The organism is Psychrobacillus lasiicapitis, assembly GCF_006861795.1.
In the GTDB taxonomy this organism is placed as follows: domain Bacteria; phylum Bacillota; class Bacilli; order Bacillales_A; family Planococcaceae; genus Psychrobacillus; species Psychrobacillus lasiicapitis.
Map to the genome: position 1 here is coordinate 1 of NZ_VDGH01000005.1, position 15,048 is coordinate 15,048.

14 protein-coding genes are annotated in these 15,048 nt (G+C 37.8%); 2 read left to right on the top strand and 12 right to left on the bottom strand.

Annotated elements, in window-relative coordinates:
* On the top strand, window positions 1-93 hold a 93-nt coding region (locus FG382_RS09160; protein ID WP_142538606.1), incomplete at its 5' end, for an IS3 family transposase.
* 268 nt (window positions 94-361) lie between these two features.
* Here the strand turns inward: FG382_RS09160 and dtd are convergent.
* The 7 genes from dtd to FG382_RS09195 all read right to left on the bottom strand — a co-directional run bounded on the left by dtd (window position 362) and on the right by FG382_RS09195 (window position 9,190).
* Window positions 362-799 (bottom strand): D-aminoacyl-tRNA deacylase, encoded by a 438-nt coding sequence (dtd, locus tag FG382_RS09165; protein ID WP_142538607.1) that lies wholly within the window; start codon window positions 797-799, stop codon window positions 362-364.
* 15 nt (window positions 800-814) lie between these two features.
* Entirely contained in the window at window positions 815-3,004 is a 2,190-nt protein-coding gene (locus tag FG382_RS09170) for a RelA/SpoT family protein (RefSeq protein WP_142538608.1), read from the bottom strand.
* A gap of 117 nt (window positions 3,005-3,121) precedes the next feature.
* The gene (locus tag FG382_RS09175) at window positions 3,122-3,634 is read right to left on the bottom strand and encodes an adenine phosphoribosyltransferase (protein ID WP_142538609.1); all 513 of its coding nucleotides are present in this window, start codon (window positions 3,632-3,634) and stop codon (window positions 3,122-3,124) included.
* Window positions 3,625-5,979: a single-stranded-DNA-specific exonuclease RecJ gene (gene recJ / locus FG382_RS09180; RefSeq protein ID WP_142538610.1), complete on the bottom strand. Its 2,355-nt coding sequence runs from the start codon at window positions 5,977-5,979 to the stop codon at window positions 3,625-3,627. Before recJ ends, FG382_RS09175 begins: the two co-directional genes overlap by 10 nt.
* An 81-nt stretch (window positions 5,980-6,060) precedes the next feature.
* Complete coding sequence (locus FG382_RS09185) at window positions 6,061-6,405, bottom strand: LapA family protein (RefSeq protein WP_142538611.1); 345 nt, start codon at window positions 6,403-6,405, stop codon at window positions 6,061-6,063.
* A gap of 124 nt (window positions 6,406-6,529) precedes the next feature.
* The gene (gene secDF / locus FG382_RS09190) at window positions 6,530-8,800 is read right to left on the bottom strand and encodes a protein translocase subunit SecDF (RefSeq protein WP_142538612.1); all 2,271 of its coding nucleotides are present in this window, start codon (window positions 8,798-8,800) and stop codon (window positions 6,530-6,532) included.
* A 75-nt stretch (window positions 8,801-8,875) separates the two neighbouring features.
* Entirely contained in the window at window positions 8,876-9,190 is a 315-nt protein-coding gene (locus FG382_RS09195; protein ID WP_142538613.1) for a post-transcriptional regulator, read from the bottom strand.
* A 139-nt stretch (window positions 9,191-9,329) separates the two neighbouring features.
* Here FG382_RS09195 and FG382_RS09200 point away from each other — a divergent pair, with 139 nt between their 5' ends.
* A complete protein-coding gene (locus FG382_RS09200; protein WP_244950530.1) occupies window positions 9,330-10,808 on the top strand; it encodes an oligosaccharide flippase family protein in 1,479 nt (492 codons plus the stop codon).
* Here FG382_RS09200 and FG382_RS09205 read toward each other — a convergent pair.
* The 5 genes from FG382_RS09205 to ruvB form a co-directional block, all read right to left on the bottom strand.
* Window positions 10,792-11,430, bottom strand: a complete 639-nt coding sequence (locus FG382_RS09205) for a DUF421 domain-containing protein (RefSeq protein WP_142538615.1) — start codon at window positions 11,428-11,430, stop codon at window positions 10,792-10,794. The genes FG382_RS09200 and FG382_RS09205 overlap by 17 nt on opposite strands.
* Before the next feature lie 72 nt (window positions 11,431-11,502).
* Complete coding sequence (gene yajC, locus FG382_RS09210) at window positions 11,503-11,766, bottom strand: preprotein translocase subunit YajC (protein WP_142538616.1); 264 nt, start codon at window positions 11,764-11,766, stop codon at window positions 11,503-11,505.
* Between the two features lie 43 nt (window positions 11,767-11,809).
* Window positions 11,810-12,949: a tRNA guanosine(34) transglycosylase Tgt gene (gene tgt, locus FG382_RS09215; protein ID WP_142538617.1), complete on the bottom strand. Its 1,140-nt coding sequence runs from the start codon at window positions 12,947-12,949 to the stop codon at window positions 11,810-11,812.
* Window positions 12,950-13,990 (bottom strand): tRNA preQ1(34) S-adenosylmethionine ribosyltransferase-isomerase QueA, encoded by a 1,041-nt coding sequence (gene queA, locus FG382_RS09220; protein ID WP_142538618.1) that lies wholly within the window; start codon window positions 13,988-13,990, stop codon window positions 12,950-12,952. It lies immediately after the preceding gene.
* 17 nt (window positions 13,991-14,007) lie between these two features.
* Window positions 14,008-15,018, bottom strand: a complete 1,011-nt coding sequence (ruvB, locus tag FG382_RS09225; RefSeq protein ID WP_142538619.1) for a Holliday junction branch migration DNA helicase RuvB — start codon at window positions 15,016-15,018, stop codon at window positions 14,008-14,010.
* Window positions 15,019-15,048 lie beyond the last annotated feature (30 nt).

Below are 15,048 nucleotides of genomic sequence, written 5' to 3' on the forward strand. Positions count from 1 at the left end.
TATATCGAGTATTACAACCATAAACGAATGAAGGCAAAATTAAAAGACCTAAGTCCAGTAGAATACCGAACTCAGGTCCTTGAAGCTTCTTAAAATATTTGTCTAACTTTATTGGGTCAGATCACATCTTTGGCTGCTTTTTAATGTATTAGAAGGTTATCTATTCTCTCATTAGCCTGAAGCTTTAGCATTTTGTTTATTAAGGTTTTTTGCAGTCCGACGGAAAGTTAGTAATAGTATTACCGAAAAATACGATGGGACGCTAGCCTAGCTAGCGCCCCATCGTATCTAAATATCTCGGTAATAGTACTAACTAAACATTCTGCATTAATATTTTGTACTTTGGATACTTAGCTCGCCATCATGCTTCTAACATAATCGTCACAGGGCCATCGTTGGTGAGTGTCACATCCATCATTGCCCCAAAAACACCTGTTTCCACAGTGAATCCTTTATCACGAAGCTTCTCATTAAACAACTCCCATAATGGTTTCGCTATTTCTGGGCGGGCTGCTTCTATAAAGCTAGGTCTTCTACCTTTTCGTGTATCTGCATATAATGTAAATTGAGAAACAGAAAGAATCGAGCCACCTACTTCTATGATTGAATGATTCATCTTTCCTTCATCATCTTCGTATAAACGCAAGCCAGCAATCTTATCTACTAAATAATTTATTTCTTTTTCACTATCTGTTGATGTAATGCCTACCAATAATACATATCCATGATCTATTTTTCCTGTCACTTGTCCATCCACAGTAACACTGGCATTTTGACAACGTTGTAGCAACACTTTCATAATACGGTGACTCCTTTAGTTAATAATCCGTTGAACGGAATAGACATCTGGTAACTGTTTAATCCGCTCCGCTACTTTGTGTAAATGGGCAATATTTGAAATTAGGATTGTTAAATGGATACTCGCTATATCATTGTCCGTTTTGCCATTTACAGCTGCAATATTTGTTTTCGATTCATTTACCACTTGTAATACTTCATTTAATAAACCTGGTCGATCAAAACCGGAAACTTCAATGTCCACCTGATACTCTTTTTTCATCGGTACATCCGACTGTTCCCACTCAACTTCAATAATTCTAGAATGCGCATCATCACTTTGTAAGTTCGGGCAATCTGCACGGTGAACAGACACGCCTCTGCCTTTCGTGATGAATCCAACAATATCATCTCCAGGAACAGGACTACAACAACGTGACAGACGAATTAGCAAATTCTCGATTCCTTTTACTATAACGCCTGATTCGGTTGTTTTTTTAGTAACGGGTGCTTTCATTTCTGTTGTAATTTTTTCAAGTGCTTCTTCTTGATCACGAATTTTCCGCATTTTTTCAGCTAGACGGTTCACTACTTGCTGAGCTGTTATACCATTAAAGCCAACAGCTGCGTATAAATCTTCTTCTCCTGCAAAGGCATATTTTTCACAAACACGCTTAATATTTTCAGAGGTTAATACTTCTTTTATATCAAATTCCTGCGCTTTAATTTCTTTTTCTACTTGTTCTTTCCCTTTTATAATGTTTTCATCTCGCAGTTGTTTTTTAAAGAACTGTTTGATTTTGTTTTTTGCCTGGGAGGATTGCGCAATTTTCAACCAATCTTTGCTTGGTCCAAAGGATTGTTTAGAAGTTAATACCTCAATTATATCGCCTGTTTTTAGCTTTGTATCGAGTGGAACCATTTTACCATTTACTTTCGTGCCAATTGTTTTATTGCCAACTTCGGAATGCACACGGTAAGCAAAGTCAATCGGCACTGATCCTGCGGGCAGCTCGACAACATCTCCTTTTGGTGTAAACACATATACCATGTCGGAGAATAGATCGAATTTTAAGGACTCCATAAATTCTTCGGCATTCGAAGATTCTTGCTGGAATTCGAGAATTTCCCTAAACCACGTCAGTTTAGAATCGATCGTTGGTTTTGCCTCTACTTTACGACCTTCTTTATATGCCCAGTGAGCTGCAACCCCGTATTCAGCAATATTATGCATCTCTTCTGTACGGATCTGCACTTCTAACGGATCTCCATTAGGACCAATAACTGTAGTATGGAGAGACTGATACAGATTTTGCTTTGGCATTGCAATATAATCTTTGAATCGTCCAGGCATCGGTTTCCATAATGTATGGATAACCCCTAAAACTGCATAGCAATCCTTAATGCTTTTGACAATAATTCGCATTGCGAGTAAATCGTAAATTTCATTAAACTGTTTATTTTGTACAACCATTTTGCGATAAATACTATAAATATGCTTTGGTCGACCAGATACATCTGCGACTACTTCCATCTCATTGAGTTGCTTACGAATATCATTCATGACATCCTTTAAGTAAGCCTCACGCTCCGTACGTTTTTTCTTCATAAAGTTAACGATACGATAATATTGCTGTGGATTTAAGTAACGTAACGCCGTATCTTCTAATTCCCACTTCACTGCAGAAATTCCTAGTCGATGGGCTAGTGGTGCAAAAATTTCTAATGTTTCATTGGAAATTCGACGCTGTTTAGCCTCTGGTAGGTGTTTTAATGTACGCATATTATGTAAACGATCCGCAAGCTTGATAAGTATTATTCGGATATCTTGTGCCATGGCGATAAACATTTTACGATGATTCTCTGCTTGTTGTTCTTCTTTGGACATATATTTAATCTTGCCGAGTTTAGTTACTCCATCTACTAGAAGTGCAACTTCTTCATTGAACTCTCGGACAATATCTTCTCGTGTATATTCGGTATCTTCTACCACATCATGTAGAAAACCAGCTGCAACGGTTTCTGGATCCATCTGAAGATCAGCTAAGATTCCGGCTACTTGGATGGGATGTAAAATATACGGTTCGCCAGAGTTACGAAACTGTTCTCGATGGGCATGCTCTGCAAGTTCATATGCCTTTTTCACAAAATTTACATGCTCTTCGTTCATATAAGTGGAAAGTGTCTCGAAAACATCTTCTGCTGTCTTCACTTGATCTTTTGCCAAGCTGTGCTCACCTGATTTCGTTTAAAATTTATCAAATACGCCAAGGCGTTTTACTAAAAATGATATATAAGTTATATTCTATAAAAAAAAAGAGGGACTTGTAAAGTCCGCCCTTATTTAGTACTGCATTAATGTGCAAATATCGTAATCTTTTAGCTTCTTTCGTCCTTCCAGATATGTAAGTTCGATTAAGAAAGCACATCCTACTACGACTCCACCCAATTCTTCTACTAAGCGAATGGTTGCATCAATTGTACCACCAGTTGCTAGTAAATCATCGACAATTAGTACACGCTGGCCCGGTTTAACCGCGTCTTTATGCATAGTCAGAATATCTTTGCCATATTCTAAGCCATATTCTGCACGGATTACTTCTCTTGGAAGCTTTCCTTCTTTTCGGACAGGAGCAAAACCTATTCCAAGTGAATATGCTACCGGGCATCCGATGATAAATCCACGTGCTTCTGGTCCAACGATAATATCAGCATTTACTTTTTTGGCATATTCTACAATTTGGTCGGTTGCATATTTGTATGCTTCCCCATTGTCCATAATTGTTGTAATATCCTTAAAACTAATACCTGGTTTTGGCCAATCTTCAACAGTTGTTACGTATTGCTTTAAATCCATTTTTGCTCCTCCTCAGGAACGGTTTGCCCTGCTCTTCGCTCTTCAAACCATTGTTTCAGTTCAATGTATGGCGCATATAATAGCTTCTGTTCAAGCTCAATTTCATTTGCACGCTGTTGATACGCTGGTGCTTCCGATAAATCTTGTTTAGTAAGATGCTCATTCATAACCAACGACCCACCCTCTATTCTAACAAAATTAAGTTCAAAAAACACCTTTGACATGAAATTAATTGTTTTTTGGCTCCAGCCAGTATGCTTAGATAATTCATGTATATGTTGCTTTAATGCAAATGTTTTGCGTTTTGATAAAAAGGAGAAGTACCACTTAAATTGTTCTCGTGTCGGTAAACCTTCAAAATACGTAGACTCATCTGCATAGAAATGTACATATATCCTTTGCCACTCTTGGTAATCTAGCAATTGAGTTAGCTCTTTTTCAGTAGATGGCAAATCTAATATAGTTATAAACTGAGCATGGACTTGCTGTTCCATCAATTCTGCGCTTAGCCATATATCTTTTGGAATAACCGATCTATAGTGAGCGACCGTCTGTTCATGGAATGCAACAAACACAGTTTGTTCAAGAGGAATCGTAGGTAGCCAACGATTCACTTGACGTATCCCGCGGATATCAAAAAGCTGCCATTCATTTGTTTTTGCATCTTGAATCATCAGCTGTGGCTTTTTTCGTCCATTCCATTCATTAATTTGCAAATCGCCTATAAAGGATAGTTTGGTCGCAGGAGCAATTTCATCTACTAGTTCTCCTTTACCAAATCCAATTGCATCTAATAACGTAACACCTTGCTTCAGTTCCATTTTGATATGGTTTTGTGCAGACCCAATTTTACGTATGGAGGAAACTTCTACATTTTCTATACAATATACTGGCTTTGTAAAATCCATTCCGAATGGGGCAAGTTGTTTTAACGATTCAATAGATTCGGTTGAAATTTCATCCATTTCCAGCGGAACATCTATAGAAACAATCGGGACTAATTGCTCTTCCGTTAGAACTAGTATAGCCTGTTCATTTAGTCGTTTACGAAACGTTTCTACGTGCTCCAGAGGTAAAGTCATACCAGCTGCCATTGGGTGCCCACCAAAATGGGGTACAATGTCGCTGTTTTTGGCAATCTCTTTATACATATGGAAACCTGCAATACTACGAGCTGAACCTTTTGCTATTTGCTTTTCTTCATCAAAGCCAAGAACAATGGCAGGTCGGTAATATTTTTCTACCAGTTTGGAAGCTACAATTCCTAGTACTCCAGGGTTCCAACCTTTTTTACCGACAACGATCACACTAGGACCATCTACCACATTCGCTTCGTCAATCATTTCTACTGCTTCATCAGTGATTTCTTTAACAATTGCTTGTCTTTCTTTATTTTTTTCGTTTAACATATTGGCGATCGCTAATGCATAGTTCGGCTCTTCCGTTAAAAATAATTCAACACCAGGTGCTGCCTCACCTAATCTACCTACTGCATTAATGCGGGGACCAAACATAAATCCAACCGTTTCTTCATTTATCGTCGATATATCTGCACCACTCACATTTGCAAGCGCCTCTATTGCTATAGAATCGGTTCGTTGCATTTGTTTTATTCCTTGTTGGACAAAATAACGGTTTTCTCCAGTCAATGAAACCAAATCCGCAATTGTTCCGATTGCTACTAAGTAATAGAATTCTTTCGGTATTTCTCCAATTAGAGCATGTGCCACTTTAAAAGCAACCCCAACACCAGCCAAATGAGGAAATGGATACAATGTATCTTGTAATCCTGGGTGAATAATAATATCTGCTGCCGGCAACGTTTCTCCTGGTTCATGGTGGTCTGTTACGATCACATCCATTCCTAAATCTTTTGCAAATTGAATGGCTGTATGGCCAGAAATGCCGTTATCTACTGTAATGATTAATGTGACTCCCTCATCAAAAGCCTCTTGAAATAGTCTTTCACTAGGACCGTAACCATCGACAAAACGGTTAGGAATCTTAAACAACACATCAGCACCTAGTGCCTCCAATGTTTTCATCATAACTGACGTACTTGTAATGCCGTCCGCGTCGTAATCACCGTACACCATAATACGCTCATCTGCGTCTATTGCCTGATGAACGCGCGCTACTAGGGCATCCATTCCAGTCAGCAAAAATGGATTATGTATCTGTTCTTCCGTTATATATAAAAACTCTTTTGCATCTTCTACACTTTCAAAACCTCTAGATACTAACACTTTTGCACATACACTAGGGATGGAGAGTTCACGCTCTAGTGCGGAAACTAGTTGTTCGTCTGGTCTCGAAATACTCCACTTTTTTTGAGATTGAATCATATACTCACTTCCTTATAATCTATTATAACTTAAAAAAGAGTTGTCTCCAAAAGAACATTTTGGAACAACTCCTTTGCTGATTCAACTTAAATCATTTTTTACTTCTGTTGGTTTTTCTACTACTTCTAGTGATCTTTCTTGATGAACAACGATTTCATTTTGCAAAGCACTGATAGATGCCTCTTTCTTCTCTAGCTCTTTTTCAAGATGTTTTACTTTTCTTGATAGCATAAAAGAACGATAGATTGCAACGGTACCGCTTAAAAGTGCTCCTAGTAATGCAGAGCCTAATATTACTAAAATAAGGGGCCAGTCAGCTGTACCAAAAACATAATTGACAGGTACTGCATCGACATTGTATACCGCAAATAATGCAATAACTACTGCAAATATTAATCCAAATAATAACGACCATTGAAATTTCATCTCGACACCCCTTTTATTTTTTACTTTACCATAAAAAAGCGCATGAGCCTATCTCCGCAAATTTTAAAACAAAAAGGAACAGAGTATATATAACATATACCCTGTTCCTGAAAATAGTTAAACCTTAAACTACCGGCTCATCAGAACCCCATTTTTTCTCATCTTTCTTCACATCAAGTCCGCCTGTTTTACGTAACTCTTTCGCTTTCAAATCGAACCATATCTGAGCAGCGATAAAAATAGAAGAATACGTACCTGCGATTAATCCTATTAATAAAGCAATGGAGAAGTTTTGAATTCCACCTGCCCCAAATAGTAGAAGCGCCACAACTACTAAAATAACAGTTAACACCGTATTTACAGAACGTCCAAGCGTTTGGCGTAATGATTTGTTTACAATTAAAGCAAGTTCATCTTCGTTAGTAATCTTCTTGCTACGATGTAAATTTTCACGAATACGGTCAAACGTAACAATCGTATCATTGATCGAATAACCGACAATCGTCAGTACAGCGGCTATAAATGTAATATCTACCTCTAAGCGTAGAATACTGAATATCGAAACCATTAAAAATGCATCATGTAATAACGAGACGATGGAAGCTAAACCCATTCTCCATTCGAAACGGAATGCAACATAGATAACAATTCCTATTGCTGCAAAAAGAAGCGCACGAATCGCATTTTTCACAAGCTCCCGACCAACCGTTGGAGATACACTGCTGACAGCTGGATCGATACCAAACTCTTCGGTCATTGTCGTTTTCATTGTTTTAACTTCTTCTTGAGTGAAATCCTCATTATAGCTTACTACTGCTATTTCATTGTTATCTCCAGAAAGAACGATATCATCAGAAGATAAACCGATTTTATCTAGTTTTTCTGAAACAATTTCTTTCGTTAATGGCTCTGTAGACTGAATATCTACACGAGTTCCACTTGAGAAATCAATTCCGAGATTTAACTTGAATACACTTAAGATAATAATTCCCGCAATCGTTAAAGTGATCGAAGCAATATAGAAAATTTTACGACTGTGAACAAAATCAAAACGATCAAATTTCGTCGTTAAGTCAAGTGTATCCACTTCTTCTTCCGGAGCGTGCATACGTTTCTTCGGAATGCCAAACCAACCTGGTTTATTATCAAAGTAACCACTGTGAACGAGCAAACCTAATAATATACGTGATGCCCAAACCGCAGTAATGAAGATAACTAATATACTTATGATTAACAGCGTTGCAAATCCTTTAACAGAACTTGTACCAAAGTAGAACAATACAGCTGCTGCCAGGAGAGTTGTAATGTTAGCATCAAGAATCGCTGAAAATGACTCTTTTGCTCCGGCGTCAAATGCCTTCTTAACGGACTTACCAACTCGTAATTCTTCCCTTACTCGTTCATACGTCAAGATATTGGCATCTACCGCCATCCCGACACCGAGCACAATCGCTGCAATACCTGGAAGCGTTAAAACACCATTAATCCAATCAAAAATGACCAAAATCAAGAAAATGTAAACTACTAAAGATACAACTGCTACTACACCTGGTAAACGGTAATAGAAAATCATGAAAATAAAAATAGCGGCAACCCCGATAATACTAGCAAGAATTGTACTATTTAATGCTTCTTCACCGAACTGTGCACCAACAGATGTAGAATAAATTTCCTTTAACTTAACCGGTAGAGCACCTGCATTTAAAACACCTGCTAAATTCTTTGTTTCTTCTACAGTGAAAGAACCTGAAATTTCTACGCTATTAGAATTAATACGCTGAGAAACTCTAGGATTCGATGTGAATTTCGGATCTGGCTTCATCACTTCAGCAGCGTATGAATCGACACCCTCTTCAAAATCCATCCAAATTACTAATACATTATCCGGCGCTGGTTTAGCAGCAATTTCGGATGTTATATCCGCAAATTTACTAGCATCTTTAAGTTCTAATGTAACAATAGGTTGCCCTTGTTGGTTAAAAGCATCCTTTGCTCCACCTTCTTTTAAATCTGCTCCATCTAGCATAATGTTATCATCTGAATTACGGAAAGTTAGATTCGCTTGCGTAGAAAGAATTTCCCTTGCTGAGTTCTGATCCTCTACTCCAGCAAGCTGAACACGAATACGATGTCCGTCTTCTATTTGAATACTAGGTTCACTTACACCTAATACATCAATACGGTTCGAAAGAGCTGCTGCAGTAGCTGATACTACTTCATCTGTAATTTCTTGTCCTTCTTTTAACTCTTCTACTTGGTAAAGAACTTCAAATCCACCTTGCAAGTCCAAACCAAGTTTAATATTATTTAATACTCCACTAACAGTAGGGCTGATTGTCCCTGCAAAAATAACTAAGAGTAATAAAAACGCAACTATACGCCCTCTAGTTTTCATATGTATGTTCCTCCTCAAAAAAACGCAACAAGTTTATTATGAAACACGATGCGCTCACTGTCAAATAACGGTTACTTATGCATCGACATTTTTTGGCTTTAATAATAATTGAAGTTCTTCTTGATTGATCTCTGAGAACCAATTTTCCGTTTTAAACTGATCAATTTGTTCATACGTCATATATTCTGCTGGTGAAACAGAAAGCACATCATTGACAATTTGGTATAAAGGCAATTTGGCAATATCTTTTTTCCGCCATTTTTTAGAGACGCAATATTTCCAAATGTCACTTTCCGTTACTGTGGCATATTGATATACTTCAAATTCACTTTTTTTACTTTCTAAAGCAGGTAGCACGTGCGTATAAATATCTTTATATATGTTTTCCAAAATACCGCACCCCTTTAACGAATAATATACGAGACTTGAAGCATATTGTTATTGTAAACTATGTTCCTGTATTTGAGAAGGAAGTGTTTATTTGTCGACTTTTTTAAAAGGTTCTCTTGTGTTAATGCTCTCCATTTTTTTGTCTAAGTTTTTAGGATTTGTTTATCGAATGCAGTTTGTCCGGTTAACGGGCGAAGAGGCAGTTGGGATTTATATGACTGCATACCCAGCTTTTATCTTTTTCTTATCGCTCATTCAGCTAGGTATTCCCATTGCCATCGCTAAAATAATTGCTGAATTACGTACACGAAATGCAATTTCAAAGTATTTCACCGTCATGCGGACTTCTGTAATTATTACCGTTGTTTCTATCCTAATTTTTACACCATTTTTTTTATTTGTCACGCCTTTTATTTCTGGTGAATTATTAAAAAATGATGCCATTACGATGACTTTGTATGTATCGATTGCGATTGTTCCATTCGCAGCAGCAAGTGGTGTCATTAAAGGTTTTTTCCAAGGTATTGCCCGTTTAGAAGAAACAGCTGTAGCGCAATTGTTGGAGCAAATTATTCGAATTTTGCTCATCACCTTTTTGTTACCTTTATTACTCACTTCCTCTACACCTCAAGAAGCTGCAGCCTATGCAATGGGTATGACACTGCTTGCTGAAGTTGCTTCGTTACTCTATTTACAGTGGAAGTATAATAAATGGAAAGCAAAGCAACATTATGAAAAAGAGAAAAAGCATTATCCATTATCCCCTATATTCTCGATTGCTCTACCATCTTCAGGGAGTCGATTATTCGGATCTTTCACTTGGTTTTTAGAGCCGATTATTTTCATCAAAGCTCTTGCTGTAACAGGTGTTACAAGTATTGCCGCAACTACATTATATGGGGTCATTTCTGGAGTATTAATACCTTTATTACTGTTTCCGTCTTTCATTCCGTATGCGCTTTCTATAGTATTAATCCCAGCTGTAAGTGATGCGTTTGCTAGAAGGGATCATTCTCTATTAAAAGAAAGAATTCATTTATCATTAAAATTTTCTACATTAACCGGCTGCTATGCTGCCACTTTGTTTTATTTGCATGGTGGTGAGTTAGTTTCGACTCTTTTCCATGTAGAGGATTCCACTGTTTACATGAAGATATTGGCACCAATATTTTTCTTTTATTATATTCAGAGTCCGTTATTTTCCATTCTCCAAGCATTAGATAATTCAAAAGCCGCCTTTTTAAATTCGTTATATGGCGGTGTTGGAAAATTATTATTATTGTTTTTTCTGGCATCCCAGGTTTCTATCCAAGAAAAAGGGGCTATTGTTGCGATTGGTTTTGGCGTATTAATCACGTCGTTTTTACATATCGCTTCTTTAAAAGAAAAAAAAGAAGCACAAATTGGTTTCTCATTTTTTGTGCTACCTTACGTAGTTTTTTTGATCACTATTATTGCAAGACCACTTCTTATTTCTATAGGCGATCGATCCTTGATAGTTGATTGCTTGTACACATTGCTATTTTTAACAATCGGGTTAGTTTTATCTAGACAGATTAAGCGAAAAGAAATAGCCGTGATTCTGAAAATTGCTCGGACAACTAAAAGGAAGTTTTAAGCTGGATATAAAGCGCATCTTCTTCATAACTGCAATAGAATATCTTTTCTACACTTTTGATTGATTGCTTTTCTAGCTCTTCCATTAACCATTTTTCACTTTTTCCGATTCTTTCTAAGTGCTCTTGCTGGACTTCTCCATCAATAATGAGCGGAAAAACGTACTGTTCTTCCTCTTTTTTAAATACAGATAAATTTCCAGAAGGCTCTAAAAACGCATACGAAACAGATCGGATAGATCCAATTTGCTGTTCACGTAATTGTTGCAATAAATCATCTAAATTATATCGTTGCTTTCGCATTTCCTTTTCATTGATGATTCCTTCTTTCATAATAATCGAAGGTTCCCCTTCCATGGTATCTCGAAACTTTTTACTTTTTAGTGAAAAATAAGAAACACCAATTTGGATAATCAATAATATAAGCATTGGCACTAGCGCATGAATAAAATTGCTATGTGGATCATCTAAAGCAAAGGCAGCGACCTCTGCTATTAACAAGAAAACAACCAAATCGAAAATACTTAGCTCTCCAACTTCTCTTTTTCCCATTACACGCAAAATACCCAGTATAATCCAATATAGCATAATCGTACGTAGCATGATGATAAGTATATCTTGCACATGATCACCTCATCCTTACTGTGCCCAGAAAAAAAGAACTTACTCATATATTTTGAGTAAGTTCTTTTACTTTTATTTTGCTTCTGATACAACTCGTCCAACTGCAACGCGCTCGAATTGTAAACGAGTGCCATCTGCAACTACTACGAAGATTGTTTGATCATCCACTGCATCTATCTTTCCGTGTAAACCACCAACTGTAATGATTTGATCTCCACGTTTTAGATTATTTTGCATTTGTGCTGTAGTTTTTTGACGTTTTTGTGCTGGGCGAATGATGAAAAACCACATCACGGCAAACATCGCAACTATCGGTAATAAGCCTACTAAATCCATAAATTAATTCCCCTCCTTCGTACCTCTTTATAGTATACAAGAATCAGAAGTTTTTTGCATTTGGTTTGTTATACCCATATTCTTCAAAAAACTCTTCTTTAAAATCTAGTAAACGATCTTCACGAATCGCTTGTCGTACATTCTCCATTAATTTCATCAAGAAATGAAGATTATGATAAGAAGCTAAGCGAAGTCCAAATGTTTCATCCGCTTTAAATAAATGACGAATATACGCTCTAGAATAGTTTTTACAAGTGTAGCAATCACATTTTTCATCAATCGGTCCAAAGTCGCGAGCAAATGCCGCTCCTTTAATAACTAAACGACCTTTCGAAGTCATAAATGTACCATTACGAGCTATACGAGTTGGTAACACACAGTCAAACATGTCTACACCACGAATAGAACCATCGATTAATGAGTCCGGAGATCCAACCCCCATCAAGTAACGCGGCTTATTATCCGGCATTAAAGGCGTCGTAAAGTCAAGCACACGATTCATCACATCTTTTGGCTCGCCGACCGATAGTCCCCCAATTGCATATCCTGGAAAATCCATCGAAATTACATCTTGTGCAGATTGGCGACGTAACTCCTCGTACTCTCCACCTTGAATAATTCCAAATAGACCTTGTTTATCCGTATTTGTATGTGCTGTTAAACAACGCTCTGCCCAGCGAGATGTACGCTCTACAGATGCTTTCATATATTCGAAGCTAGCTGGATACGGGGGGCATTCATCAAAAGCCATCATAATATCTGAACCTAATGCATTTTGAATTTCCATTGATTTTTCGGGACTTAAAAATAATTTATCTCCGTTTAAATGATTGCGGAAGTGAACACCTTCTTCTTCAATTTTACGCATATCGCTTAAACTAAATACTTGGAATCCACCAGAATCGGTTAAAATAGCACGATCCCAGTTCATAAATTTATGCAGTCCGCCAGCTTCTCGGATAATATCATGTCCTGGACGAAGCCATAAGTGATACGTATTACTTAATATAATACCTGCTTTCATCTCTTTTATTTCTTCTGGTGCCATCGTCTTTACTGTAGCTTGTGTTCCTACAGGCATAAACGTTGGCGTTTCAAATGAACCATGTGGCGTATGCACGATACCTAGGCGGGCACCAGTTTGCTTATCTTTTTTTATTAATTCGTACGTAATTGCTGACATTTAATAATTCCTTCCTTTTATAAACATTGCATCTCCAAAACTAAAAAATCGGTAGCGTAAATCGATTGCTTCCTTGTATGCTGACAATATGAATTCCCTTGAAGTAAGTGCGCTCACAAGCATTACGAGCGTTGACTTCGGCAAATGGAAATTAGTAATCATTCCATCAATACATTTAAATTCGTATCCTGGATAGATGAAAATAGATGTCCAACCACTATCTTCCTGCAATACTCCATCAAACTTAGTTGCAACCGTTTCAAGTGTTCTGGTAGAAGTAGTTCCTACTGCAACTATTTTTCCACCTGCAGCTCTCACTTCATTTATCGTATTCGCAGTTTCTTTCGATAGACGATAAAATTCCGAATGCATTTCATGATCGTCGATAGAATCCACGCTTACTGGACGGAAAGTTCCAAGACCTACATGAAGTGTCACAAACGCTATTTTAACACCTTTTGCTTGAATTTCCTCTAATAAGTTTTCAGTAAAGTGAAGACCAGCTGTTGGTGCCGCGGCCGAACCTTGTTCTTTTGCATAAACTGTTTGATAACGATCTTTGTTTTCCAGCTTTTCATGAATATATGGTGGCAAAGGCATCTCCCCAAGTTGGTCCAATACTTCAAAAAACACACCATCATATTCAAAACGGAAAATACGTCCGCCATGCTCTTTTATGTCGGTACAAACTGCACGCAGTAGCCCATCACCGAATACAATGGTCGTCCCTATTTTCACACGCTTTGCCGGTTTAACAAGCGTCTCCCAATGATCTCCTTCAATTTGTGTCAATAATAGCACTTCTACATTTGCGCCAGTCTCTTCCTTTACTCCCATTAAACGTGCAGGCATTACCTTCGTGTCGTTTAATACAAGACAATCTCCCTCGTTTAACTCATCCAAAATAGCAGAGAAATGGGTGTGTGTAAACGTATTCTTCGGATAATCTGCGATTAACAGCTTGCTACTTGTTCGATCAAGTAATGGTGTTTGTGCAATCAATTCTTCTGGTAAATTAAAATCAAAATCTTCTACTCTCATATGGCGTACATCCTTTATCAGTCGTTTCTTTCTATCGGTAACGGCATTCCTAAATGCTCGTAAGCTGACGGCGTTACTATTCTTCCCCTAGGAGATCGTTGTATAAACCCGATTTGCAATAAATAAGGCTCGTACACATCTTCTATCGTTGTCGATTCTTCTCCAATGCTTGCTGCAATCGTATCTAAGCCAACAGGACCACCTCTGAACCTTTCAATCATAGCCATTAATAGCTTATGATCGATATGGTCTAATCCACGTGGATCCACTTGAAGAAGCTCCAGTGCTTCTGTTGCTAGATTTAATGAAATATGACCATTGCCGCGTACTTGTGCATAATCACGTACACGTTTTAATAAACGGTTTGCAATACGGGGCGTCCCTCTCGAGCGTCTTGCAATTTCACCAGCAGATTCATAGTCAATAGATGCATTAAATAATTCTGCGCTTCTTTCCACAATCGACGTTAATGCATATTCATCATAATAGTCTAATCGAAGCAAGACACCGAAGCGATCCCTAAGTGGAGCAGATAATGAACCTGCTCTTGTTGTTGCACCTATTAGCGTAAATGGTGGTAAATCTAACCGAACACTTCTTGCCGCTGGACCTTTTCCTACTACGATATCTAAACAGAAATCCTCCATTGCAGGGTATAGCACTTCTTCTATGGAACGATTCAGTCGATGTATTTCATCGATAAATAATACATCTCCCGGTTCAAGCGAACTAACGATAGCCGCTAAATCACCAGGTCGCTCTATAGCGGGCCCACTTGTCATCCGAATTTGAACGTCCATTTCGTTCGCGATAACAGAGGCAAGAGTCGTTTTACCAAGTCCTGGAGGCCCGTACAAAAGACAGTGATCCAAACTCTCACTTCTCATTTTTGCTGCTTCGATGAAAATCTCTAAATTATGTTTTATTTTATCTTGTCCAATATATTGTTTTAATAATTGTGGACGAAGCGATTGCTCATACGGTTCATCATAATTAGAAATCTCGCTCGAAATCACACGTTCCGTCATGCCAAGAATCTCCCTTCTTTAGCGACATAG

Coding starts and splice junctions, on each gene's coding strand:
- secDF (WP_142538612.1), bottom strand. CDS start 8,800: ATGAAAACTAGAGGGCGTATAGTTGCGTTTTTATTACTCTTAGTTATT.
- dtd (WP_142538607.1), bottom strand. CDS start 799: ATGAAAGTGTTGCTACAACGTTGTCAAAATGCCAGTGTTACTGTGGAT.
- ruvB (WP_142538619.1), bottom strand. CDS start 15,018: ATGACGGAACGTGTGATTTCGAGCGAGATTTCTAATTATGATGAACCG.
- queA (WP_142538618.1), bottom strand. CDS start 13,990: ATGAGAGTAGAAGATTTTGATTTTAATTTACCAGAAGAATTGATTGCA.
- recJ (WP_142538610.1), bottom strand. CDS start 5,979: ATGATTCAATCTCAAAAAAAGTGGAGTATTTCGAGACCAGACGAACAA.
- yajC (WP_142538616.1), bottom strand. CDS start 11,766: ATGGATTTAGTAGGCTTATTACCGATAGTTGCGATGTTTGCCGTGATG.
- tgt (WP_142538617.1), bottom strand. CDS start 12,949: ATGTCAGCAATTACGTACGAATTAATAAAAAAAGATAAGCAAACTGGT.
- FG382_RS09185 (WP_142538611.1), bottom strand. CDS start 6,405: ATGAAATTTCAATGGTCGTTATTATTTGGATTAATATTTGCAGTAGTT.
- FG382_RS09175 (WP_142538609.1), bottom strand. CDS start 3,634: ATGGATTTAAAGCAATACGTAACAACTGTTGAAGATTGGCCAAAACCA.